The sequence below is a fragment of the Mycetocola manganoxydans genome, from assembly GCF_003667545.1.
GTDB lineage: Bacteria > Actinomycetota > Actinomycetes > Actinomycetales > Microbacteriaceae > Mycetocola_A > Mycetocola_A manganoxydans.
Genome location: NZ_RCUV01000008.1, coordinates 97621 through 121247 on the forward strand (window position 1 = coordinate 97621; position 23627 = coordinate 121247).

Here is a 23627-nt window from a genome sequence, read left to right on the forward strand (position 1 = left end):
GTTCTGCTCCTAGTCCATAGATGAAAGGAGAGCCGGCAGGCTGCCAGCCCTCCTAAAACGTTAGCTTTCTCATCCGGACCCGGCTACCCGGTGCCTGGTCGACCTTAGGCTGGTATCGTGACGACTCCGACGCGCCCACCGCTTCCGCTATTCGCCGCCGTTCTCGTAGCGGCCGTCGCCGGTCCGGTTCTCGACGCTGGGTTCCCCGACCGGGGAATCTGGCCGCTGGCCTTCGTCGGCGTCGCTCTCATCCTGGTCGCCCTCATCGGCCGCAGTGCCGGCGGTGCCCTGCTCACCGGGTTCATCGCCGGGCTCTCCTTCTACCTGATCCACGTTTCGTGGACTGCTCTCTACCTCGGCCCGGTACCCTGGGTCGCCCTCTCCTTTCTGGAGTCCATCTTTTTCGCCGGCGGCGCCCTGCTCCTCACCCTCGCCTTCCGCTGGGTACCGCAGGTCTGGCCAACCCCACTCGGCCGCATCGGGCTGCTACCCGTCACCATCGCTGGGCTATGGACGGCACGGGAAGCACTCGTCAGCACCTGGCCGTACGGCGGATTCGCCTGGGGTCGTGTCGCCCTCAGCCAGTCCGAAAGCCCCTTCGCACCCCTCGTCGCCTGGGTCGGTATCAGCGGGCTGAGCTTCCTCGTCGTCTGGCTCGTCATCTTCATAATTCAGGTCCTCCTCGAGCCCGAATTCGCGGTGCCCTCAATCCGCCTGCTGGCACCCGCCGCAGCAGCTGCACTGCTCCTCGCGTTGCCCGCCTGGCCGGTGATCGAACGCGCAACATCGACGATCGCAGCCGTCCAGGGCAACGGCAAGGCCGGCTATTTCGACGAGCGCGAACCGGGCGACATTCTCGCAGCGCAAACCTCAGCAACCCTCCCACTCGTTGGAACCCCTGTCGACATGATCGTCTGGCCCGAGAACGGGTCAGACCTAGACCCGTTGGCGGTACCGCAGGCGGCATCCATCCTGGACTATCTCGCCACCCAGACTGGCGCGCCCCTCCTGATCGGAACCATCCAGGAGCGGGACGGACGCTACTTCAACACCTCTTTGCTCTGGGAATCCGGTGAAGGCGCGACCGATTTCTATGACAAGAAGCACCCGGTGCCGTTCGGCGAATACGTGCCGGACCGGGACATCTGGGAACCGTTCGCCCCCGACCTCATCGGCATGATCGATCGGGAGTACACGCCAGGCACTCGCGACAACGTTTTCGACGTCAACGGGGTCATCGTGGGGCTATCGATCTGCTTTGACATTGTCGACGACGCGCTCACTAGGGAGGCGGTCGACCAGGGAGCGCAGGTAATCATCGCCCAGACCAACAACGCCGACTTCGGCCGCACCGACGAAAACCAGCAACAACTCGCGATCGCTCGGTTGCGGGCTATCGAGTCCTCGCGGAGCGTCGTCAACGTCTCAACGGTGGGTACGAGCCAGATAATCGGACCGGACGGGGCAACGCTCACCGGTATCCCCGCCTACACCCCCGGGTACATGGTTCAAGACGTCCCGCTAGTCGCCGGTAAAACGCCGGCCATGCTGATCGGCGGACAGGTGGAGGCGCTGGTCTCATTTTTCGGTCTGGGATCACTCGCTGCCGCCCTGCTCCTGCGCCCGAAACGCCAGGAAAAGCTCCCCCTAAGTGACATCGGCAGCAGAAAGTCACCCAGCCTCACGGGCGCCGGTGCTCTGGCAGCAGCAGGACGCCGATGAGCTGATCGCCGCGTGGGGCCGAAGCAGCCAACCACGCAGCCACGACGGCCGAGGAGTCTCATCACCGAACGTTCGAAGGTGGCACCATCGAGACCGGGATCGACGACACGATTAAAGAAGTCCACGGCCACCAGAAACAGGTTCCGGAGTAGCCCTTGCTTTTCTGTGAGGCGCCGGTCTCACTAGCTTCCGGTGGGGAGCTAGCAGCAGGCGCAGCTTGCGTCGCAAGCTTCGTCGGCGCAAATAGTTGGGTCACAGCAGTCAGGCATTTGTGTTCACCTCCTCTTCTGTTTTGTAGTCAGAGACCAACTCGAAGGGAGATTCGACGTCTCCTTTCCACGCTTCGATGCCTTCGCGGATAGCGAAAACGGCGATGACAAGCGCGGCAATAGCGTCGGCCCATTCCCATCCGAAGAGAGTGTTCAACAGGAGCCCGACCAGGACAGACCCGGAAAGGTAGATGCACAACACGAGTTGCTTCGAGTCCGCAATGACGCTGGCGGAGCCAAGTTCCTTGCCGGTGCGTCGTTCGAACCAGGCGAGGACCGGCATGAGGATCAGGCTCGCTGTGGCAATGCCGATACCGAGCGGGCTGTGGTCCACGTCCTGGACGCCGGCTAGGGACAACGCCGAGTCAACGATGATGTATGCCGCCAGGGCGAAGAACGCGATGGCGATCGCTCGCACCGTTACTTTCTCCCAACGCTCCGGGTCTTTCCGGGTGAACTGCCACGCGACAGCAACCGCGGAGAGGACTTCGATGATGGAGTCGAGTCCGAAGCCGATCAGGGCAGCCGACGAAGCGAGAGCGCCTGCGGTGATAGCCAGAATTGCTTCGATGACGTTGTAGGTGATCGTGAAGGCGACGATCCACCGCACCCGACGGTTCAGCACATGCCGTCGCGCGGACGTGATCTCCATGGCGTCGGTCATGCGTCGACCTCGCAGCAGCCGGCGACTGTGCAGGACGGGTCAACGCAGGGTGCGCTCTCATTCACCGCAAGTGTGATGTTGATCAGTGAGGTTAGAGCCTGGGTGAGGTGTGGATCGGCGATCTCGTAGCGCGTCTGTCGTCCTTCCGGTTCGGCGACGACGATGCCACAGTCTCGCAAACACGTCAGGTGGTTCGACACGTTGGACCTAGTCAGCTCGAGGTCGCGGGAAAGCACAGCCGGGTAGCTCGGCGCTTCAAGCAGGGACATCAGGATCCGCGATCGGGTGGGGTCCGCCATGGCGCGGCCCAGCCGGTTCATCACGTCTAGTCGTGAGGCAATAGTCAGCATACGGTGACTATACAGCTTTCACTGACCTATCGTCGAACGGGACCGCACAACGTGCGCGTCTTCAACGTGGGTGAATTAGTTCACTCGCATATCGGGGAACAGTCCTTCCGGGGGCGCTTCATACGGCAGGGGATCTCCGGGCGCGTTCTTATCCTCCGACTTAGCAAACGTTCCTTCGGGACTCATCAGGATGGGCATATGGTGATCCGCGTGCTCAATCCACCAGGTGCTTGCGCCGGTGGCTCCGTCGAGTCGTAGGTGTTCCCACGCGCGCCACAATGCGTCGATGCGTGCGAGAGCTTCCGGGTGCTCCCACCAGCGGGCGGACCACCGAAAACTGGCGTTCCCGCCACCCACGCGGCGGGAGTACATGAACCGCAGCCGCTCGCGCACGAACTCATCGGCCGAGCCATAGAACAGTTGGGGCTCGGAGGTGGGTTCCTCGGTCGAGTCATCCTCGTCGCGGAAATCGTCAAGGTCGCTCACGGCTTGTCCTCCTTCATCGGTGCCGCAGCGATCCAGGCATCAGCGCCACCAGACACCATTGCCGCAGCTCGAGCGGAAGGGTCGTGGGCCTTGATCGAGGCACGCACAGCCTCGGCGTGCGGTCCTCGCATCCATGGGACTGTTTCAACCAACGTCGCGGGGGCTCCGGAGGCGAATACGACGGCGCGGCCGCGTGGCAATGCCCCGAGGTCGGCGATATCCAAGGTGCGTTCCCGCTGGACCTGATGCGACGTCGACCGGTTGCCCCGGCCGACGCTCGTTGACATGGTGTGCTTGTCGTAGTCGCCGACCATTTGGGACAGCTCGTTTAGAAACTCGGGTTCCTTCACGCCGCCGCCGTAGACGGCGATGTTGGAAGCGGACCAGAGTTTCCGCATCCCGTCGCGGCCCCACACCTGAACGCCCTGTGACCAGGATTGCAGAATCGTCATCAGGACGATTCCGCGGGAGCCGTAGTGAGAATACAGGTCGGGCAGGTCGTGCCAGCGACACACGTTCGCCGCTTCATCAAGAACGCCGAGCATCGGCACAGCGAGCCGGCCACCGGCCTGGGTGGTGGCGAGTTCTTCGGCGGCTTCGACGGTCGCCGCGGTGAGCGCGGTGACGAGGGGGCCTGCGGTGCCCTTTCCCTCTTTGGAGAGGCTGTAGAGAGTGTCGCTGCTGCGCGCGAATGCGTGCGGGTCGAACTGGGGCCGGTGATCGCCGGAGAGGTTGCCGCTTTGCGGGGTGACCCATTCCGCGATCGCTCGCACTTTCAGGCACGACGCCATTTGCGCGGCGGTGCCGTACACGCTGTCACGGCGTCGAGATTCACCGTTCACCTGACCGTCAACGGCATCCGCCATTTGCTCGTACCCGTGCTCACGGAGAATGTCGACCGGGGTTTCATCGCCCGGTGTCGTCGTCCAGGTGAACGCCTTGGTGATCGGTAGATCGCCGAGGGCCGCGGCGAGCAGAAAACCAGCCAAGAGGTCTTGGCCGGCGTTGTCGAAATACGGATCGGCGCGGGAGTCCCCGGCGCGAGAGCCCGACGCGAAGTGCGCGGCGAGCTTCGCCGCCTTCACGTCGTCGGTGACGTAGCTGAGCGGGTTCCACCACCAGTTCGCCGGTTCGGCGGCGATTTTTTGCGGGTCGAATGCCCAGATGGTGCCCTTCTCTGCCCGGACGTCGCGGGTGGCGTCGAGCACGTCACGCTTGTTCGATGTGGTGAGGACCGCTCCCGGAGCCGAGAGAATCGCCGGAATTGCCCGGCTCGTTGACTTTCCGGTGCGCGGCCCCCAAATGTCGATGTGCATATCTTCCGGGGAGCCGTAGAGCTGCCGGCGACCGGCAACGGTGATTCCGATGGGAACTCCGAGCCAGTTCTCGATGCCGAGGCGCTGCGCGGTGCGCTTGGCGCCGGTGGCGGACAGCGCGCGGAGGTCGCGGCCCTTCCCCATGTACGAGGCCGCGCCGTCGACGTTGATTCGACGTCGACGAGCTCGTGAGATTGCCACGCCGACAACTACCGCCAGAACGATGAGGATGCCGACAGCTGCGGCCATAATCCAGGTCCCGGATGCCGGCCACACGACGGAGCCGCGGAGGACGCCGAAGAACAGCCCAAACGGGTCGGTCGTCAGGTCAGGGTTCACGCCGTCGATCTTGGATCCCCAAGACACAGCAAGCCAGGTCGTCGCGAGCGCGCCAGCGGCGAGGACGAGGGCGACAATCATCGCGATTGTCTGCCCGTCGAACATGCCCTGATTCCGCCTGTTGGATGCGCTCACGCTGCACCCTCCTCTTCAATAGCCGCCCCGTCGACGTCGACCTCAAACTCATGGGCAACCTCACCGGCACTTTCGAGACCGATATACGGGTCGGACTCATTCGGTTCAGGAAAGGACACCGCGGGGTGCCAGAGCTTGTTGGTGTCGTTGATAGCCCGTTCGGACTCGATCAGCTCGACCTTCACCGGGATCCCCGGATGCCCACCCACTTTGATGAGGAATTTTCCGCGTCCGGGCGGTTCGGACTCGCGTCCTAGGCCGGTATCCCAGGTGCCGGGATCCTGCCATGAGGTGAGTAGTTCCTGTTCCGCGCGGGACAGTGGAACGGCGCTGGTGAGCATCGGCATTTCCGCGCCGGGGAGGCCGCCGGCAATCACCATGCCGGACCGTTCGACGAACCCACGTGCTTTCATCCGGTCCGATTCGCTCGGCAACGCGAGAAGGTCACTCATCGTGTGCGAAATCATGGCGAGGCCAACGCCTCGCTGCCGGTTCAGGCGGGTCAGGGCGTCCACACGGTCGACCATGCCGCGCCCGGCCCGCAGCGCACGCCACAGCTCGTCGAGGACGACGAGGTAGTGCCGGCGAGGCTCCAGGCCGGCATCCGCGAGAGCGTTCGAGATGTTCACGGTTCCGAACCCTGCCGACCAGCACGCCAACAGGATTGCCGCCTGCAGGTCGGTGTCTGAGTCATCGATCGATGAAACGTCGTAGACCACGGGGCGGTCACGCATCATCGGCACATCGGTGGGATGCGCGAACGTTTCTCCCAGCCGGCCACCAGAGGTGAGGCTGATGAGTGAAGCTTCGAGGTTCTCGGTGATCGCCTTGTAGCGTTCATCGTTGCCACGGTCCAGTGCGACGGCGCGAACTTCGTCCGGTGCTTCTTGGATGACCCGGAGTAAGTCTCCGAGTACGGGGATCCCGTCGCCGCGTTCGTCGAGGACTTTCAGCGCGCGATCGATGATCGATTCTTCGCGGTCGGTTGGTGGCTCTTTGCGGAGGATCGTCAAGAGTGCCGACACCATCGTCTGTCGCCTGCCATGAGCATCGGCGAGAACCTGCTGGCGTTCCTTTTCTTTACCGGCTGCGCGCAGGCGTTCGGCCGCGGCCGTCGCTTCGCCGGGATCGAGGATGTTCAAATGCCCGCGGCCGCGGCCGAGGGTGATGACCTGCCCGCCGAGGGCGCGAATCATGTCCACGTAGTCAGGTTTCAGATCACCGAGAATCAGAGGCAGAGCGCCGAGCCCGGCGCCACCGGCCGCCATGCGGCGGACCAGGGTGGACTTGCCCAGGCCGGGTAAGCCGAGCACGAAAACTGAGGGGTTCGAAATCAGTCCCGCGTCCTGAAACCACGAAATGGGATCCGCGCAGACGGTCGCACCGGTAAAGAGCTGGAGGCCCAAGGGGACACCGATCATGGGTGTTCCGGTGCCTACTGAGAACGGGTGGAGACCGCACACCTGAACCGTTGTGCCGCGCCACTCGTCGGCCGGCTGGATCACGCTGGCTTCGCCACGAGCGCGACCGAGCCACCCTCGCGGCCCAGGCCGCCGTATCGAGGGCCGCTTCTGCTTCTCGGCCTGTTTCTCAGCCTTCGTCTTTTTCGGGGCCGGAAGCTCACGCGACTTGGTTTTCAGGGCGCGGCGGCTGGCCGCATCGAGGGCGGGCATTACAGCTGCTCCCTGACTTCGGATGGCACTCTCAGGTGCTTCGGCAAAACCAGGCCGAGCGGGAGTGCTGCGGCGAACGCTGAATCTTGCGACCCATGCACGACCCGCAAGCGGAGCCGAGCTGTGGCGGAGAGATTGTCGATCGCCGCACGGGCGTCCGCCTCCTGTGAGGCGTGCATCACCGTCGCGGTGACCAGCAGGCCAAAGTTCACCAGCCCAGCGCCGGATGCCTCTTCTTGGGCGGTTGCCAGAGCCGCGCGAGTTGCGGTCATACTCCGTGCGGTCGGTTTGTCGGAGGACTGCAAATTGAAGGTTGATGCTCGAACGTCCGCTTCAACGATCGCCGCGGCTTTAGCCGCGTCAATCGGCCGGTACAGCAGTGTGACGCGCTTTCTGGCGACGTCGCGGTGCGGGGCAAGAAGTCGAGCGAGAACGCTCGAGGGAACGTTGCCGCGAGGGGCACCGCTCATCATCCAGGTCACCGACAAAGCGGAGTCATGCCGGTAGGTGTCCCAGTTGGACTGGTGGGCCGTGGGGCCGACCTCTGGCCAGTACAGCTCCGGCGGTTCACCAGCGGCGTTCGCCGTGTCGATCAGCGGCGCGGCCGCGGGGTCATAAGCAACGCGGACGACCTCGCAAAGATCCTGAGCGCTCAACGGCCGTGTTGCCCCGGCACCGGTCGCTGCGAGGCCCTGGGTGAGCCCGGGGAGCCGGGATGCCAGCTCCCGGCCCATCTCGTCGGGCGTGCGCTTCTTGCCGCCAACGCGGGCGGCCGCGTTGAAGGTCAGAGCCACGTATGCCTTGATCGTCGCGGATCCAGCCGGGTACTGGTCCACCAGGTCATTCAGGATGCGCTTCGCGAACTCGGGAGCGGATGGGTCGATTCGACTCGTCACCTCACGGCGGAGCCGGGTGCCCGTGTCGGGAGCCGTTTCGATCGTCACCGATGCGGCTTCGATCCCGGGCTCATCGCCCAAGCTTGCGAGCCACATGCCCCACTCAGCCACCCACACGTCGACCTGTTCCCGGTCGACGAGGGCGGCACCATCGGGTTCTGTGGCGATTACGACGGTGTAGTCCGAGGTTGACGGCACCTGCAGGAGTGCGAACGGACGGTTGTAGCTGTCCTTCCACTCGGTCAGCCGGGATCCGGCTGCAAGGCCCGGGAGCTGGGCTGTTCCCCATTCCGCCCGGCCGAGCGGGCCGGAACGGTAGATGTGAGTGCCCTTGCTTTTTGTCGTCATCCAGCCGGCCTTCGTTGCGGCACGCATGAGCAGGCTCTGACCGTGCTTGTTTTTGACGGCCACGGCGAGCAGGAACAAGCCGAACACAAAGGCTGTGACGGCCCCATTTAGAATGTTCGACGCCATCGTCACAATCACGCTGAAACCAGCGCCAACGAAGAGGACTGCGGTGCCGATCGAGCCCAGTCCCATGAGACCAGCGGTCTTGGGCTTGGTCCAGTTCCCGTAGCTCCGGAGAGCCTCTGTGGTTGTCATGAAAGATCTCCGATCAGGAACCGCTAGGTCCGGATGAATCGTCGGTTGCCGTTTGCACCGCACCCTTTGCCGAGTTCGCTGCGCCAGTGGCGGCCTTACCAGCCAGAGCTACGCCCACGGCGACCGGGGCCGCAGCGGCACCAGCGACGGCTCCGCCTGATGCCGCTCCGGAAGCCGCGGTCCTTCCCGCTGCTGCGCCAGATGATGCGGCTCTGCCCGCACCGGCTCCACCTGTCGGCGCCGCTCCATTCGGAGCAGTCGACGCCGACGACCCGCTGCCTGCGCTTGACGGGTTCGAGCCAGAGCTGCTCATCCGACGAACCGCTCCAGTGGCCAATTCGCCAACCACCGCGCCGCCAACGCCCGCCATCGCCATACCGGCAGCACCACCACCAGCAACAGCGCCAGTCATCGGAGCGACGAAACGCAACAGTGCCGGGAGCGCGATCAGCGCCATCAACATGAGAGCGAGACCGGTGAGCACCGACCAGATTCCTCCGCCGTCGTCCTGAAATGCATCCGTTCCAGTGAGGCTGAACGCCGCTGCGTAGATCAGTGCGGCGGCCGGCTTGTAGAGGATGAAAGCGAGCGTCCAGCCGATCGTTTTACCAAACCACTGCCTCCCGATCTGGGTGTTCGTGAAGCTCGCGGTGAGCGGCAGCACGCCGGCCAAAATCACCAGCAGCCCTCCGCGGACCACCATGAGCGCTACCTGAACGTAAGTCATCAGGAGAGCGATGGTGCCGAGGATGAGCACACCGATCACCCCCAACGGAGACGACGCAGTGAGGGCAACCATCGCGGCGACGTTCGTCCCAAAGCACTGGGATTCACCGCCAACGGAAACGTCACAATCGGTCGCGCCGTTCAAAACCCAGACTGAGAACGCATCCGCCGCAGTTACCGCGAGGGTGATGATTGCAAGGCCCGAACCGGATACGACGATCAGCGTGATCAACGACTGGAGCACGTCTTTACCAGGCTGCGCGCGTTGCTCCCAGACCATGCGGATGCCGCCGATGATGACCGACAACACCGCTAACCCGCCGACATAAAACCAAAGCGAATTCTGCAAGAACCCGACCGTGGAGGAAGAACCTTCTGGGGCGGCAGAACCGAGCAAAGCGCCCACGAGTGCGGAAGCTCCGGAGATGAGCAGGATCGCAATGAAGATGACACCGAGTGCCCCGACGCTGCGCATACCTTCGCCACGGCGGGTCCGGATCGTGATCAACGCTCCCAAAGCAATGATCGACAACACCGCCAGAGCGAGGCCGACGTACGTCACGTAGTTCAGAATCGTGCTGAACTCATCCCCGCCGGGTTGACTGGCGTTGATAGCGGTTGTGCCCTCCCCCGCCGTGTACGCGCCGGCGTGGGCACCGCAACCCACATCGTTCCGATGCTTCCGAGTGCCTTGCCGAATCCTTCTAGTACGTCGTTCGCCAAACTTTGAACAGCGTCGTTGGCTCCGGTTTCGATCGCGTCGCCGAGACCTTCCTTGCCTTTGCAGATTAGGTCCCAGAAAGCGCAATCGGAGGCGGCAGTTTTTATGGCCATGGCGGAATTACGCCCCGGACCAGGGCGTGTACCCGCCCAGATTCTCAATCTGGGCTGGGGCAAGCGGGAATTCGCCGGACGGGGTTACTTCAATCTTCCAGTCGCCCTCAACCCATAGGAGCTTCAGAGGGATGCTGACCAGGCTGCCGTCGGAATAGTTCATAACCACGTCGACGGTCGCCGCATCACCCGAATAGGAACCGATCTTGTAACCAGCAATCTGAGCACGCATAGATGAGCCTGAGCCGCCGAGTTCACCCGCTAGTTTGTCCCTACCGGGGCCGGGTGCAACAAGCTCAATGAGGCGTGGGCCCAAAGTGGAGTCGCTACCCATTGCAATGAAGTTAGCCGCCATAAAGAGGGCGCCCTCCGCTGTGTGGGCGTAGCAGCTGCGGAAGCCGTCGTTGATCGAGGCAGGGCCAGCATCCGGTTTTGCGGGGGATCGACGGGTACGCCGCACTGCCGGAGGCCGAGCGCCGTGCGAAGGCCGCCGCTCTCGCGCCGACCATCCGCGGGCTCGTCTCCACCGATAAGCCGCAGGTCGGCCACTTCACCGACGACGAGGTCGTGCTCGACTTTCTCGCGAGCGCTGAGCACCCTCGACTCGCCGCACTCGGCACGAGCTGCCCCGACCACTTCCTCCGCACCAAGGTGAAGCCGCTTCTCGTCGACCTGCCGGCATCCGCCTCTGTGGAAGAAACCACCGAACGCCTGCAGACGTTGCACGAGGAGTATCGCGCCGACTACACCGCCTACTACGAGCGCAACGCTGCCCCGGACTCGCCCGCAATCCGCGGTGCAGACCCGCTCATCGTGCTCGTCCCAGGTGTCGGCATGTTCAGCTTCGGCGCGAACAAGCAGACCGCGCGCGTCGCGAGCGAGTTCTACATCAACGCGATCAACGTCATGCGCAGTGCCGAGGGCCTCTCGACCTACGCGCCGATCGATGAGGCCGAGAAGTTCCGCATCGAATACTGGGCACTTGAGGAGGCCAAGCTTCAGCGCATGCCGAAGCCCAAGCCGCTCGCGACCCGCGTCGCCCTCGTGACGGGCGCGGCATCCGGGATCGGTAAAGCGATCGCAACCCGGCTCGCCGCTGAGGGGGCGTGCGTCGTCATCGCGGACCTGTCGCTCGAGAAGGCGCAGGAAGCCGCCGCCGAGATCGGAAACACGGATGTCGCCGTCGGCGTCGCCGCTGATGTCTCAAACGAGCGGGCGGTCCAGTCGGCGATCGATGCCGCCGTCCTCGCGTTCGGTGGGCTCGACCTCGTCGTCAACAACGCCGGACTCTCCCTGTCGAAGTCACTGCTCGACACCACCGAAGCGGACTGGGACCTGCAGCACAACGTCATGGCGAAGGGATCGTTCCTCGTCTCGAAGGCGGCGGCGCGCGTGCTCATCGACCAGAAGCTCGGTGGCGACATCATCTACATCTCGTCGAAGAACTCGGTGTTCGCCGGCCCGAACAACATCGCCTATTCGGCAACGAAGGCTGACCAGGCCCACCAGGTCCGGTTGCTCGCCGCCGAGCTCGGCGAGTACGGCGTCAAGGTCAACGGCATCAACCCCGACGGTGTCGTGCGCGGCTCCGGCATCTTCGCTTCCGGTTGGGGCGCGAACCGCGCGAAGACCTACGGCATTGAAGAGGAAGACCTCGGCAAGTTCTACGCCCAGCGCACGATCCTCAAGCGTGAGGTCGTGCCCGAGAACGTCGCCAACGCGGTGTTCGTGCTCTGCACGAGCGACCTCTCGCACACCACCGGTCTGCACATTCCGGTCGACGCCGGCGTCGCCGCCGCGTTCCTGCGATGAGGGCCCCTCGCGTTTTCACCTGCTCCGGACGAGTTCACCCGGTACGCCGGGTGAATCCGTCCGCACCGAGTGAATCCGTGCCAGGGATTGCCGCATGAGTGGCCGCGGCACCGGCGCCGTCGCCGCCGTCGACCTGGGCGCGACGAGTGGTCGCGTCATGCTCGGGCATGTCGGTCCGAACGAGCTCCGGCTCGATCAGGTGCACCGTTTTCCGAACGGTCCCACCGAGCACGACGATGGACTGCACTGGGATGCCACGGGGCTGTTCCGGTCTGTCCTCACGGGACTCGCCGGCACGGCATCCGCGAAGCCGCTCAGCATCGGGATCGACTCGTGGGCCGTCGACTACGCGTTGCTCGCCAACGGGCGGATGCTGCACGAACCGTTCCACTATCGCGACGGCAGGACCGAGCGCGGCGTCGACGCCGTGCACAGCGTGGTCCCGTTCGAGGAGCTGTACGCCCAGAACGGCCTGCAGTTCCTGCCGTTCAACACCCTCTACCAGCTCGCCGCAGACGGCGATGCGCTTGCACACGCCGATACGGCTCTTCTCATCCCGGACCTTCTCGCGTCCTGGCTCACCGGAGCGGTCGCGGCCGAGGCAACCAACGCGTCGACCACGGGGCTGCTCGGGACCGACGGCCGCTGGAACGACGCCCTGATCGAGCGGCTCGGTCTGCCCACCTCGCTGTTCCCGCCGCTCATCTGGCCCGGCGACCGCAGCGGTACTCTCCTGCCCGAGGTGGCGTCCGAAACCGGCCTCGACCCGTCGACTCCTGTGATCGCCGTCGGGTCGCACGACACGGCATCCGCTGTCGTCGCCGTACCCATGCTCACCGGTGACGCGGCGTGGATCTCCTGCGGCACCTGGGGGCTCGTCGGCCTCGAACTCGAGCATCCGGTGCTCACCGACGCAAGCCGTGAAGCGAACTTCACCAATGAGGGTGGAGTCGACGGGCGGGTGCGGTTCCTGCACAACGTCATGGGTCTGTGGCTGCTGAGCGAGTCGGTGCGCACGTGGGAGCGCGAGTCCGGCGAGTCGATCGACCTCGGTGCGTTGCTCGCCTCGGCCGCGGCCGTGACCGAGGCGACGGCGGTCTTCGACGCCAACGACCCCCGCTTCCTCACCCCGGGCGACATGCCTGCCCGCATCGCGGACGCCATCCGTGAGCGGGGAGCCCCGGTGCCGAACTCGACCGCCGCCTTCGTGCGCTGCATTCTCGAAAGCCTCGCGGATGCCTTCGCGCACGCCGTTCACACGGCAGCCGCTCTCGCGAACTCCCCGGTTTCGGTGATCCACATCGTGGGTGGAGGGTCGCTCAACACCCTGCTCTGCCAGCTCACCGCTGACCGTTCGGGTTTGCCGGTGCTCGCCGGGCCGGTCGAAGCGACGGCACTCGGCAACGTGCTCGTGCAGGCTCGAGCCGTCGGACTCGTGGAGGGTGACCTCGAGTCGCTGCGGGCCCTCGTCGCCCGGTCGTTTGCGCCGGTGCGGTACGAGCCGCGCGCCCGGAGCTGAGGCCTCCGCTCCCGCCGCTGCTCCCGCCTGCCGGGTGGATGGCCCCGCGTTTTCACTCACTCCGGACCGATTCACCCGGCGTGCCGAGTGAATCCGTCCGCAACGGGTGAACTCGCCGCTCGGCGCACACGAGCGCCCGCCCGGTTTTCGCGCTCGCGGCATCCGTGTGGATAGGCTCGAAGCATGACTTCTCCCCTCGTTGTTGGCGTTCCAGGCACGACTCTCCGCACCGCAATCGGCGAGATGGAGGGAGTCGAGTTCGTCGAGTGGGACATGTCCGGTCCTGCCCCCGTGTCGGAGTTCGACATCGTCGTCCAGCCATACATGGGCGCGACGAAGAAGCTCGCCGCCCTCGAGGGTGTCACCGCGAAACTCGTCCAGAGCCAGTCGATCGGATATGACGGCGTCGACGACGTGCTGCCCCCCGGCAACGTGTTCGCGAACGCGTCGAGCGTGCACGAGACGTCGACCGCCGAACTGACGCTCGCTCTCATCCTCGCCGTGCAGCGTGGCATCCCCGACTTCGTCCGTGCCGCCGATGAGGGTCGGTGGGCACCCGCCCGGTACGCGAGCCTCGCAGACCGCACCGTGCTCATCCTCGGCTATGGCGGCGTCGGCAAAGCGATCGAGGACAGGCTGCTGCCCTTCGAGGTGAATGTCGTCCGCGTCGCCACTCGCGCCCGCGACGATGACCGCGGCCACATCCACGGCATTGATGAACTCCCCGCACTGCTGCCGGAGGCCGACATCGTCGTCGTCGGTGTACCCCTCACCGAGAGCACCACAGGCCTCGTCGACGACGCCTTCCTCACCAGCATGCGCGACGGCGCACTTCTCGTGAACATCGCGCGGGGTGCCGTCGCCGACACGGATGCCATCCTCCGGCAGGCCGAATCCGGGCGGCTCCGGTTCGCACTCGACGTGACCGATCCCGAACCGCTGCCAGACGGGCATTCGCTGTTCGCGCTCCCCAACGTGTTGGTCAGCCCGCACGTCGGTGGCGCGACAACGGCGATGATGCCGCGGATGGCGCGCCTCGTCCGCGAACAGATCGAGCGGATGCAGCGCGGGGACGACCCCGTGAACGTGGTGCTGCGCACGTAATCACCCCGGCGCTGCCCGTCCGTGGCAGCTGCTGGTCGCGCCCCGGTTTCAGATTCGGATGCCGGGACACGGCTCGGATTCCGTGTAAACTGTGTGGTCTGACCACACCGACGACGGGAGCAGCGTGACGGACGAACCTCGCGCCTGGCAAGTCGTGCTCGAAGCGATTGAGCGCGACCTCCTCGACGGGCGTCTGCGACCCGGCGATCACCTCCCGGGAGAACGCGCGCTCTCCGCCGATCTCGGCGTCGGTCGTTCGAGCGTGCGTGAAGCCCTCCGCGTGCTCGAAGTGCTCGGCCTCATCCGCACCTCGACAGGCTCAGGCCCGAACTCCGGCGCGATCATCGTCGCGCTTCCCGGCGGCGGGATGTCTGCGCTGATGCGTCTGCAGGTCGCCGCGACCGGATTCGCGGTGGAAGACGTCGTCAAGACCCGGCTGGTTCTCGAGTCAGCCGTTGCCGCAGACCTCGCCGGAGCGTCTCCGCGGCCGAGCCTCGCGGCATCCGTTTCACTGCTCGACGCCATGGAGTCGGAGCTTTCCGCTGCCGAGTTCCTCGCGCTCGACGCGGAGTTCCACCTGACGCTCGCCGACGCATCCGGAAACCAGGTCATCACCGCCACGATGGCGGGGCTTCGAAGTTCGATCGAGAGCTACGCGCGGCTCGGCGCCGCGAGCGTTCCATCGTGGCCGGACACTGCGGCCCGCCTCATGCGTGAGCACCGCGGCATCATCAATGCGATCGAGTCCGGCGACTCGGCGAGCGCCGGCGCCGCCGTGCACAGCCACATTGCCGGTTACTACGCCGAGACAAACTTTCCCACCCACCGCCTGGACGACATGCCGGCATAGGTTCCGGATGCCGCTCCCCTCGGCACCCAGGCAACCGGCTCCAGGTATTCCACCCAACGCTCCGACAGAAAAGAGGACCCCATGGTCGAACGACGAATCCCGAGTGTGCACGACCTCGCACCGCTCATGCAGTTCAAGAAGCCCGAGTTCAACGCCCGCACGCGCCGCCTCGCAGCGGCGACGAGTATCGCGGACCTCAGGACCATCGCGAAGCGCGTCACTCCGAAGGCGCCGTTCGACTACACCGACGGCGCTGCGGAGGGCGAGATCTCCCTCACACGCGCGCGCCAGGCGTTCCAGGACATCGAGTTCCACCCCTCGGTTCTCCGCGACGTGTCGAAGGTCGACACCACCCGCGAGGTGCTCGGCAAGACGAGCGCCATGCCGTTCGGGATCGCGCCGACCGGATTCACCCGAATGATGCAGACCGAGGGTGAGCGCGCGGGGGCGACCGCAGCGGAAGCCGCAGGCATCCCGTTCACCCTCTCCACGATGGGCACGACGAGCATCGAAGACGTCGCCGCGGCAGCCCCCAACGGACGCAACTGGTTCCAGCTCTACATGTGGACCGACCGTGACCGCTCACTCGCGCTCGTCGACCGCGCCCAGGCGGCCGGGTACGACACCCTCATGGTCACCGTCGACACCCCCGTCGGCGGTGCCCGTCTGCGCGACGTCAAGAACGGCTTCTCGATTCCGCCGGCGCTCACCCCGAAGACCGTGATCAACGCGCTGCCCCGCCCGGCCTGGTGGATCAACTTCCTCACCACAGAGCCGCTCGCGTTCGCGAGCCTCGACCGCTGGTCCGGCACCGTGGCTGCCCTCATCGACACCATGTTCGACCCGACCGTCGGACCGGACGAAGTGCGCTTCATCCGCGAGCAGTGGAAGGGCAAGCTCGTCGTCAAGGGAATCCAGTCCGTCGCGGATGCCCGTCTCGCCGTCGAGCTCGGCGCCGACGCGATCGTTCTGTCGAACCACGGCGGACGCCAGCTCGACCGCGCCCCGATCCCGTTCCACCTGCTGCCGTCGGTGGTCCGCGAGGTCGGCAACGAGGTCGAGATCCATCTCGACACGGGCATCATGAACGGAGCCGACATCGTCGCATCCGTCGCCCTCGGCGCCAGGTTCACGCTCATCGGCCGCGCGTACCTCTACGGACTGATGGCCGGCGGCCGCCAGGGCGTCGACCGCACCATCGAGATCCTGTCCGGAGAGATCCGCCGCACGATGAAGCTCCTCGGCGTCGCGAGCCTCGACGAGCTCGAGCCGCGCCACGTCACTCAGCTGGCCCGGCTTGTGCCATACGCGCAGCCTGCGGCGGATGCCGTAGCCTCCTCCGCGCGCTGATCCCACGCGTTCGGGAGGAAAATCCGAGGGCCCACCCTTTCTACGGAGACAGACCCCCGGATTTTCCTCCCGAACGCACACGGCCCTGCCCAAACCGGAGCGTCAGCGGCCGATGCGACGCTTCAGTCGGCCAGGCAGTGCGCCGAGACCCCACAGCGTGACCCGGAACATGGCCTCGGCGACGATCCCCCCGGTCATCTTCGAGACCCCGTGCTCACGCTCGACGAACAGGATCGGTACCTCGACGATCCGGAGCCCGGCACGAGCGGCGTGGAAGAGCAGGTCCACCTGGAAGCCGTAACCCTGGCTGTGCACATCCTCGAGGCGGATGCTCTCGAGCGCGTGCGCGGTCAGCACCCGGTATCCGCCGGTCACGTCGCGTTGCGGCAGCCCGAGCACGATGCGCGAGTACGCGCTGCCGCCGCGCGACAGCAGCTCCCGATAGGTCGGCCAGTTCCGCACGCCACCACCGGGGACCCAGCGCGATCCGAGCACGACGTCGGCGCCGGCATCCGCTGCAGCGAGAAGGCTGGGTAGCTGCTCCGGCTGGTGAGACCCATCGGCGTCCATCTCGACGAGCCTCGCGTACCCGCGCGCGAGTCCCCACCGAAATGCTGCGCCATACGCACTGCCGAGCCCGGCCTTGCCCGTACGGTGCAGGACGAATACAGCGGAATCGGATGCCGCGAGGCCGTCGGCGATCGCACCGGTGCCGTCCGGCGAATTGTCGTCGACGACGAGAACATCGGCGTCGGGCGTCGCGATGCGCACCCGTGTGATCAGAGCAGCAAGGTTCTCGCGCTCGTTGTAGGTCGGGACGATGACGAGCGTCGTGGCCACGGCATCCTTCCGAAAACGGCGCCGATCCGGGTCGGTCCGGGGCGGCGAGAACCCGGACGATGCCCGGAATTCCAGACTACCGAACGCCGCTCATCATCCTGAGCACGGGGCGCGCGACGAGTGCGAGAGCGATCCCCATGACGATGGCGATGCCACCGAGGATCCCGAAGTAGAGGTGTTCCGGCACGGTCAGGTACCACTCCGCGAGCCAGCCCGAGACGGCGGTACCCAGTGCGATGGAGAGGAAGAACAACGCCACCATCTGGGTCTGGAACACTTTCGGCGCAAGTTTCGTCGCCACCGAGAGGCCGACGGGTGAGATGAGCAGTTCCGCGATGGTGAACACGAGGAGGATGCCGATCATCGCGAGCATGGGAGTCGAGTTCGGTTCTCCGCCTGCGAACGGCAGGAAGAGCAGGAACGCGAGCCCCATGATGATCGTCCCCGCCGCGAACTTGAGCGGCGTCGACGGCTGGCGCGGACCCCACTTGGTCCAGATTGCGGCGAACACACCGGAGAGCAGGATGATGAAGATCGGGTTGATCGACTGCACCCAGGAGACAGGCATGATCCAGCCGAACAGGTCCCGGTTGAGTCGCTCGTCGGAGTAGATCGTCACGACCGTGAATTGCTGCTGGTACAGCGACCAGAACGCCGCACTCGCGATGAACAACGGGATGAACGCGAACACCCGTTTGCGTTCAATCCCGCTCACGAGCCTGCTCGACAGAATCACGACGAAGTAGACGATCGTCGCGAGCACCGTCAGGCCGATGACGACTGTCACGAGATTTTCGGCCGTGATCACACCGAGCGAAACGAACACGACGATGAGGGCGACGGATGCTGCCGCCACGATCCCGAAGAACGGCCAACGCCTTCTCGGGAGCGGGTCCGGGACGTGCCGCGCGGCATCCGGAAGTCGCTTGCGCCCGAGGGAGTACTGGAGCAGTCCGGCCGCCATGCCGAGGGCGGCGAGACCGAAGCCGAAGTGGAAGCCGAGGGAGCGCTGCAGGATTCCGGTGAGGATCGGGCCGGCGAAGGCGCCGAGGTTGATTCCGAGGTAGAAGAGGGAGAAGCCGGCGTCGCGGCGTGGGTCGTCTGCGGAGTAGAGCGTTCCGACGACCGAGGTCGCACTGGCTTTGAGCCCGCCCGAGCCGATGGCGACGAGGATGAGACCGGTGGCGACGCCCGCCATACCCGGCAGGAGGGCGAGCGCGATGTGGCCGCACATGATGACGATCGCGCTGTAGAACAGCACACGCTCGGAACCGAGGAGGCGGTCGGCGATCCACGCGCCGAGAATCGTCGACAGGTAGACGCCGCCGCCGTAGGCGCCGACGATTCCCGCGGCCGTCGACTGCGGAATTCCCAGTCCACCCTCGCCCGCTGCGTAGTACAGGTAGATGAGCAGGATGCCCTGCATGCCGTAGAAGGAGAACCGCTCCCACATCTCCACACCGAAGATGTTGGCGAGCGATCGCGGCTGACCGAAGAAACCGTGGTCTTCACGCGCTGACGTCGGTTGCGTGACCTTGCTCATCTACGTCACGGTACTCCCCATCTGCGGGGCGTGGTTACGCGCGCAGGCCCTCAAGCACCTCGCCGAACTGCTCGATCATCCAGTCGAGGTCGCTCTCTTCGATCACGATCGGCGGCGCGAAACGGATGGTCGAACCGTGGGTGTCCTTGGCCAGGATGCCGCGCTCCATCAGACGCTCACACACGTCCCGACCGGTGCCGAGGGCGGGGTCGATGTCGACGCCGGCCCAGAGGCCTGCGCCATGCACGTCGATGACGCCATGGCCGACGAATGCCCCGAGCTTCGCGTGAAGTCTCGCTCCGAGTACGCGCGCGCGCTTCTGGTATTCGCCGCTCGCGAGCATCCGGACCACAGCATGACCGACAGCGGATGCCAGTGGGTTGCCGCCGAAAGTCGATCCGTGCTGTCCCGGCTGAAGCACTCCGAGGATGTCGTCATTGCCGACGACAGCTGACACGGGAACGATTCCGCCGCCGAGTGCTTTCCCCAGCAGATATAGGTCGGGCACGACCCCGACCAGGTCGCACGCGAAGGTCGCGCCGGTGCGGCCGAGGCCTGACTGGATCTCGTCGGCGATGAACAGGACGTTGTTCTCGGTGCAGAGCGCTCGGACGGCGGGCAGGTAGTCGGCCGGCGGAACGACGACACCGGATTCACCCTGGATCGGCTCGACCAGCACGGCGACGGTGTTCTCGTCGATCGCCGCTTCGAGTGCGGCGGCATCTCCATACGGGACGGTGCGGAAACCGGGCGTGAACGGCCCGAAATCGGCGCGAGCGTCGTCATCATCCGAGAAGCTGATGATGGTCGTCGTCCGGCCGTGGAAGTTGCCAGCCATGACGATGATGTTCGCCTGGTCGGCAGAGACTCCCTTGACCCGGTAGCCCCAGGCGCGAGCGACCTTGATTCCCGACTCGACGGCTTCTGCGCCGGTGTTCATCGGCAACACCATGTTCTTGCCGCACAGCTCGGCGAGTGCCTGGGCGAACGGACCGAGCTGGTCGTTGTGGAAGGCACGGCTTGTCAGGGTGACCCGTCCGAGCTGCTCACGAGCGGCATCCAGCAGGAGCGGGTGCGAGTGACCGAAGTTCACGGCGGAGTATGCGGCGAGGCAATCAAGGTACCGCTTGCCGGTCACGTCGGTGACCCAGGCGCCTTCAGCGGATGCCACGACGATCGGAAGAGGGTGGTAATTGTGAGCGACGACGGCCTCTTCGGCGCGGATCGCCTCCCCGGACGCACCTGACGCATCGTTCAAGCCGGCGGTGGCGGCGTCGAGTGGGCCGGGTGTGGTCGAGCCTCCATGGGCGGGACCGCTCGGCGCCGCCGCCCCCTCTGCCGTGTTCGTCTCCCGCAGGGTACTCATCGGCGTAGCTCCAGCGTGCAGCACTTCACTCCTCCTCCTCCGAGCAACAGCTCGGACAGGTCCACTCCGATGGGGTTGTATCCGCGTTCGCGCAGCTGCCGTTCGAAGCCGGTCGCGCGTGCGGCAATCACGACGTTGTAACCGTCTGAGATGGAGTTGAGCCCGAGGATGGAGGCGTCTTCTTCGCTGACGATGATCGCATCCGGGTAGCGGTCCTGCAGGATCGCGAGCGACTTCGAGTCGAATGCGCTCGGCAGATACGCGATATTCGCGTTCTCGTCCCCGGTCAGTGGATCCAGAACGGCGATCGCGGTGTCGAGGTGATAGAAGTTCGGATTGACGAGGCTGAGCGTGACGACCTCACGCCCGAACAGCTCGGCGACCTCGGAGTGGCTGCGGGATTCGCTGCGGAATCCGGTTCCGGCGAGGATCGTGTCTCCGACGAGCAGGAAGTCACCCTCCCCTTCATTGATGTTGGCCGGCTCACGCACGTCGAAGCCGCGCTCACGGAACCAGTCCATGTATGCGGGACCCTCGGCCTGCCGTTCCGGATAGGTGAAACTCGCGCCGTAGGCGATGTTGTCGATGATGAAGCCGCCGTTGGCCGAGTAGACCATGTCCGGAAGACCCTCGACGCCGTCGATCAGCTCGACCGTGTGGCCGAGGTCGATGTAGGTCTCGTAGAGCGTCTGCCACTGGGCGACGGCACGCGCGGTGTCCGTCGGTTTGGTGGGCTCCATCCACGGATTGATCTTGTACGACACCGTGAAATAGTCCGGCCGGCACATCAGATAGGTGCGGGGAGTCGGTGTGCGGGTGGCTGAAGCGACCTGCGTCGCGGTGTCGATGTTTGTCATGCACGTCTCCGGTGGGGAAGCGGCGGACACTGTCCTCGAGTCCCGGCGCGGAGAAAAACCGCGGGGGCACGCCGTGTCCCCAGTCTCGCACGCAGCCTCGCGACGGTGTCTGCCGTTCGACGCACGAATCATGCGTAAAGGACACACCAAACGCAACGAACAGAGCTTAGACTGCCACTATGGACAACCTGGATCGCGGAATCATCGACCTCTTGCGCCAGAATGCGCGAGCCGGATACGGAGATATCGGGCAGGAGATCGGCTTGAGTGCATCAGCCATCAAGCGTCGTGTCGACCGCCTCGTTGCAGATGGAGTCATCCGGGGCTTCACCATCAAGGTCGACCCTGCCGTCGACGGCCTTCACACGGAGGCGTACGTCGAACTGTTCTGCCGGGGCACCGTCGCGCCCGACGAACTTCTCAAAATTCTCTCGGCCGTTCCCGAGGTGATCGACGCCGGCACGGTAACGGGCGGTGCCGACGCGATGGTGCACATGCGGTCACGTGACATCCCGAGTCTCGAGGCGGCGCTCGAGCGCGTGCGGAACGCACCGAACGTCGATCACACCCGCAGCGCGATCGTGCTGTCGCGCCTCATCCACCGCACGTCGGACTGACAGAGAACTCGTCCGCAGGCGAGTGGGCCCATGACAGAGCCGCGCCCGGCGAAACCCAATGGTTTCGCCGGGCGCGGCTTTACGTTTGTCAGCTATGCCCGGGACTTCCCGGGGGCGGAACTGGTTAGACGCGCTTCTTGCCGCTGAGTGCGCGGAGCAGGAACACGATGATTGCGAGGACAAGCAGAACCACGCCGACCCAGATCAGGAACTGGAGGGACTGCACGAACCCACCTGTGAAGAGCAGGATGACGGCGACGACTGCGATGATGATCAGGAGTGTGTTGTTCATAATTGGACGCTATCAGCCCCACACTTTGGGCGTTTTCAAAGACGGGGGCCTTGCATTCTGCTCATGAGTGCTGCTACAGGGGAATCCGTCAACGCTGATATTCCGGGGCGTGACGCCGCACAGGGAGGACGGATGATCACTCGCACGACCGCCACCGATTTACGGAGCGGTGCCGGACGAACCGCCCGATTCGAGGGCAGGCACCACGAATCCGGAGTGTCGTTCTATCTCGTCGACAACGATCCGGGACAGGGTCCGGGGCTCCACCGGCATCCGTACACCGAGACGTGGGTGGTGCGGGCGGGCGCCGTCACGGTCACCGCCGACGGGAAGACGATGGAAGCGACCGCCGGCGACATTCTCACCGTCACGGCGGGCACGGCACACAAGTTCGTGAACTCGGGCACCGACCGCCTCGAGATGGTTTGCATCCACGCCTCCCCTCGGATGATCCAGGAAGAACTCGAGTGAACGCTACTTCAGGACGAAGGCCAGCAGTGCCTCGGTGACCTCATCCGCATGGGTCCAGAGCAGTCCGTGCGGCGCCCCCTCGATCTCGACATAGTCCGCTTCGGGCAGCAGCTTCGAGAACGGGCGCCCGGTCGAGTCGATCGGCAGGATCTGGTCGGCGGTGCCGTGGACGATCAGCGTCGGGACGTCGATTTTGGGGATGTCGTCCCGGAAGTCGGTCAACCAGGTCGGCACGACAGCGGATGCGGCAAACCACGATGCGCCTGCGGCGACGTTCCAGCTCCCCCGCACGGCGGCCTCGCTGATCCGAGATCCCAGGTTCTCGTCGAGATTGTAGAAGTTGGTGAAGAAGTCGTCGTACCAGGCGAACCGGTCCGCCTTCGCTGCGGCAGCGATGCCGTCGAAGACGTCCTGGGGGACGCCGGCGGGGTTGTCGTCCGTCTGCAGCAGGAACGGCTCGAGTGAAGCAAGGAATGCCGCCTTCGCGACCCTGCCTGAGCCGTAGGTGCCGAGGTAGCGACCGACTTCACCGGTACCCATCGAGAAGCCGACGAGGACGGCATCCGTCAGGTCGAGGGTCTCGAGCACCGTGTTCAGGTCGGCAGCAAAGGTGTCGTAGTCGTAGCCGGTCGTCGGCTTGCTCGACCTGCCGAACCCGCGCCGGTCGTAGGTGATCACGCGGAATCCGGCCTCAAGGAGCGCAGCGGCCTATTTCTCCCACGAGTTACCGTCGAGTGGGTATCCGTGGATGAGCACGACGGGCTGGCCGGAACCGTGGTCCTCGTAATAGAGGTCGATGGGAGTCGAGTTTTCCTGGCCGACGGTGATGAAGCTCATGGGTCTACCTTTTTTCCTTCTCAGCGTTGTGGAGCGAAAACGGGAAACTGTTGAGGCAGATCAAACCACGATTCGTGCGCCCGGAACCAGTGATTCTGGGCGGGTTCTCGGGTGCCGGACAGGGACCGGCTGCCAAACTGGGTGCCGGCGGACCAG

At 65.1% G+C, this 23627-nt stretch carries 20 protein-coding genes and 2 pseudogenes; 8 read left to right on the forward strand and 14 right to left on the reverse strand.

The features are described from left to right. Positions 1-117: 117 nt before the first annotated feature. Positions 118-1722 (forward strand): apolipoprotein N-acyltransferase, encoded by a 1605-nt coding sequence (gene lnt, locus D9V29_RS08550; protein WP_121672908.1) that lies wholly within the window; start codon positions 118-120, stop codon positions 1720-1722. A 261-nt stretch (positions 1723-1983) separates the two neighbouring features. On the opposite strand, the gene D9V29_RS08555 is transcribed toward lnt, so the two are convergent. From D9V29_RS08555 to D9V29_RS15275, 8 genes are all read right to left on the reverse strand, one after another. After that, positions 1984-2655 carry a cation efflux transmembrane domain-containing protein gene (locus D9V29_RS08555; RefSeq protein WP_121672909.1) on the reverse strand — a complete coding sequence of 224 codons (672 nt, stop codon included), beginning with the start codon at positions 2653-2655 and terminating at the stop codon, positions 1984-1986. Beyond that, positions 2652-3005 carry a Cd(II)/Pb(II)-sensing metalloregulatory transcriptional regulator CmtR gene (cmtR, locus tag D9V29_RS08560; RefSeq protein WP_121672910.1) on the reverse strand — a complete coding sequence of 118 codons (354 nt, stop codon included), beginning with the start codon at positions 3003-3005 and terminating at the stop codon, positions 2652-2654. Before cmtR ends, D9V29_RS08555 begins: the two co-directional genes overlap by 4 nt. 75 nt (positions 3006-3080) lie before the next feature. Next, entirely contained in the window at positions 3081-3491 is a 411-nt protein-coding gene (locus D9V29_RS08565) for a DUF4913 domain-containing protein (RefSeq protein WP_229790467.1), read from the reverse strand. Beyond that, positions 3488-5281 carry a type IV secretory system conjugative DNA transfer family protein gene (locus D9V29_RS08570; protein ID WP_229790468.1) on the reverse strand — a complete coding sequence of 598 codons (1794 nt, stop codon included), beginning with the start codon at positions 5279-5281 and terminating at the stop codon, positions 3488-3490. The genes D9V29_RS08565 and D9V29_RS08570 overlap by 4 nt, the downstream gene beginning before the upstream one ends. Next, a complete protein-coding gene (locus D9V29_RS08575) occupies positions 5278-6954 on the reverse strand; it encodes a putative type IV secretion/conjugal transfer ATPase (RefSeq protein ID WP_229790469.1) in 1677 nt (558 codons plus the stop codon). The genes D9V29_RS08570 and D9V29_RS08575 overlap by 4 nt, the downstream gene beginning before the upstream one ends. After that, the gene (locus tag D9V29_RS08580) at positions 6954-8453 is read right to left on the reverse strand and encodes an SCO6880 family protein (protein ID WP_183084962.1); all 1500 of its coding nucleotides are present in this window, start codon (positions 8451-8453) and stop codon (positions 6954-6956) included. Before D9V29_RS08580 ends, D9V29_RS08575 begins: the two co-directional genes overlap by 1 nt. A 13-nt stretch (positions 8454-8466) precedes the next feature. Next, a complete protein-coding gene (locus D9V29_RS08585; RefSeq protein WP_229790470.1) occupies positions 8467-9741 on the reverse strand; it encodes a TrbL/VirB6 family protein in 1275 nt (424 codons plus the stop codon). Positions 9742-10020: 279 nt separating this feature from the next. Then, positions 10021-10473 (reverse strand): DUF8175 domain-containg protein, encoded by a 453-nt coding sequence (locus D9V29_RS15275; RefSeq protein WP_505816942.1) that lies wholly within the window; start codon positions 10471-10473, stop codon positions 10021-10023. On the opposite strand from D9V29_RS15275, the pseudogene rhaD reads away from it, so the two are divergent. The 5 genes and pseudogenes from rhaD to D9V29_RS08615 all read left to right on the forward strand — a co-directional run. After that, positions 10455-11825, forward strand: a pseudogene (rhaD, locus tag D9V29_RS08595) (bifunctional rhamnulose-1-phosphate aldolase/short-chain dehydrogenase); the annotation flags it as partial. The gene D9V29_RS15275 and the pseudogene rhaD overlap by 19 nt on opposite strands. A gap of 94 nt (positions 11826-11919) precedes the next feature. Beyond that, complete coding sequence (locus tag D9V29_RS08600) at positions 11920-13344, forward strand: rhamnulokinase (protein WP_121672913.1); 1425 nt, start codon at positions 11920-11922, stop codon at positions 13342-13344. A 183-nt stretch (positions 13345-13527) separates the two neighbouring features. Next, positions 13528-14448, forward strand: a complete 921-nt coding sequence (locus D9V29_RS08605) for a 2-hydroxyacid dehydrogenase (RefSeq protein WP_121672914.1) — start codon at positions 13528-13530, stop codon at positions 14446-14448. 124 nt (positions 14449-14572) lie between these two features. Next, positions 14573-15298, forward strand: a complete 726-nt coding sequence (locus tag D9V29_RS08610) for a FadR/GntR family transcriptional regulator (RefSeq protein ID WP_121673031.1) — start codon at positions 14573-14575, stop codon at positions 15296-15298. Between the two features lie 81 nt (positions 15299-15379). Next, positions 15380-16648 carry an alpha-hydroxy acid oxidase gene (locus D9V29_RS08615; RefSeq protein ID WP_121672915.1) on the forward strand — a complete coding sequence of 423 codons (1269 nt, stop codon included), beginning with the start codon at positions 15380-15382 and terminating at the stop codon, positions 16646-16648. Positions 16649-16750: 102 nt separating this feature from the next. Here the strand turns inward: D9V29_RS08615 and D9V29_RS08620 are convergent, their stop codons facing one another. The 4 genes from D9V29_RS08620 to ddaH all read right to left on the reverse strand — a co-directional run bounded on the left by D9V29_RS08620 (position 16751) and on the right by ddaH (position 21254). Then, positions 16751-17488, reverse strand: a complete 738-nt coding sequence (locus D9V29_RS08620) for a polyprenol monophosphomannose synthase (protein ID WP_121672916.1) — start codon at positions 17486-17488, stop codon at positions 16751-16753. Between the two features lie 76 nt (positions 17489-17564). Then, positions 17565-19031, reverse strand: coding sequence for a peptide MFS transporter (locus tag D9V29_RS08625; protein ID WP_121672917.1), 1467 nt, complete (start codon positions 19029-19031; stop codon positions 17565-17567). 34 nt (positions 19032-19065) lie between these two features. Further along, positions 19066-20397 carry an ornithine--oxo-acid transaminase gene (rocD, locus tag D9V29_RS08630; RefSeq protein WP_121672918.1) on the reverse strand — a complete coding sequence of 444 codons (1332 nt, stop codon included), beginning with the start codon at positions 20395-20397 and terminating at the stop codon, positions 19066-19068. After that, positions 20394-21254: a dimethylargininase gene (gene ddaH, locus D9V29_RS08635; RefSeq protein WP_121672919.1), complete on the reverse strand. Its 861-nt coding sequence runs from the start codon at positions 21252-21254 to the stop codon at positions 20394-20396. The genes rocD and ddaH overlap by 4 nt, the downstream gene beginning before the upstream one ends. A 179-nt stretch (positions 21255-21433) precedes the next feature. Here ddaH and D9V29_RS08640 point away from each other — a divergent pair, with 179 nt between their 5' ends. Next, complete coding sequence (locus tag D9V29_RS08640; protein ID WP_121672920.1) at positions 21434-21871, forward strand: Lrp/AsnC family transcriptional regulator; 438 nt, start codon at positions 21434-21436, stop codon at positions 21869-21871. 124 nt (positions 21872-21995) lie between these two features. Here D9V29_RS08640 and D9V29_RS14920 read toward each other — a convergent pair whose 3' ends face one another. Continuing rightward, positions 21996-22163, reverse strand: a complete 168-nt coding sequence (locus tag D9V29_RS14920) for a hypothetical protein (protein WP_183084963.1) — start codon at positions 22161-22163, stop codon at positions 21996-21998. A 132-nt stretch (positions 22164-22295) separates the two neighbouring features. On the opposite strand from D9V29_RS14920, the gene D9V29_RS08645 reads away from it, so the two are divergent. After that, positions 22296-22634, forward strand: coding sequence for a cupin domain-containing protein (locus D9V29_RS08645; protein ID WP_121672921.1), 339 nt, complete (start codon positions 22296-22298; stop codon positions 22632-22634). A gap of 3 nt (positions 22635-22637) precedes the next feature. Here the strand turns inward: D9V29_RS08645 and D9V29_RS08650 are convergent. Then, positions 22638-23471, reverse strand: a pseudogene (locus tag D9V29_RS08650) (alpha/beta fold hydrolase). Between the last annotated feature and the right edge of the window lie 156 nt (positions 23472-23627).

Bases quoted from the DNA above. Each gene is read 5' to 3' on its own strand.
- D9V29_RS08575 (WP_229790469.1), bottom strand. From the start codon at position 6,954: ATGCCCGCCCTCGATGCGGCCAGCCGCCGCGCCCTGAAAACCAAGTCG.
- D9V29_RS08645 (WP_121672921.1), top strand. From the start codon at position 22,296: ATGATCACTCGCACGACCGCCACCGATTTACGGAGCGGTGCCGGACGA.
- D9V29_RS08640 (WP_121672920.1), top strand. From the start codon at position 21,434: ATGGACAACCTGGATCGCGGAATCATCGACCTCTTGCGCCAGAATGCG.
- D9V29_RS08625 (WP_121672917.1), bottom strand. From the start codon at position 19,031: ATGAGCAAGGTCACGCAACCGACGTCAGCGCGTGAAGACCACGGTTTC.
- cmtR (WP_121672910.1), bottom strand. From the start codon at position 3,005: ATGCTGACTATTGCCTCACGACTAGACGTGATGAACCGGCTGGGCCGC.
- D9V29_RS14920 (WP_183084963.1), bottom strand. From the start codon at position 22,163: ATGAACAACACACTCCTGATCATCATCGCAGTCGTCGCCGTCATCCTG.
- D9V29_RS08600 (WP_121672913.1), top strand. From the start codon at position 11,920: ATGAGTGGCCGCGGCACCGGCGCCGTCGCCGCCGTCGACCTGGGCGCG.
- D9V29_RS08605 (WP_121672914.1), top strand. From the start codon at position 13,528: ATGACTTCTCCCCTCGTTGTTGGCGTTCCAGGCACGACTCTCCGCACC.
- D9V29_RS08615 (WP_121672915.1), top strand. From the start codon at position 15,380: ATGGTCGAACGACGAATCCCGAGTGTGCACGACCTCGCACCGCTCATG.
- D9V29_RS08580 (WP_183084962.1), bottom strand. From the start codon at position 8,453: ATGACAACCACAGAGGCTCTCCGGAGCTACGGGAACTGGACCAAGCCC.
- ddaH (WP_121672919.1), bottom strand. From the start codon at position 21,254: ATGACAAACATCGACACCGCGACGCAGGTCGCTTCAGCCACCCGCACA.
- D9V29_RS08555 (WP_121672909.1), bottom strand. From the start codon at position 2,655: ATGACCGACGCCATGGAGATCACGTCCGCGCGACGGCATGTGCTGAAC.
- rocD (WP_121672918.1), bottom strand. From the start codon at position 20,397: ATGAGTACCCTGCGGGAGACGAACACGGCAGAGGGGGCGGCGGCGCCG.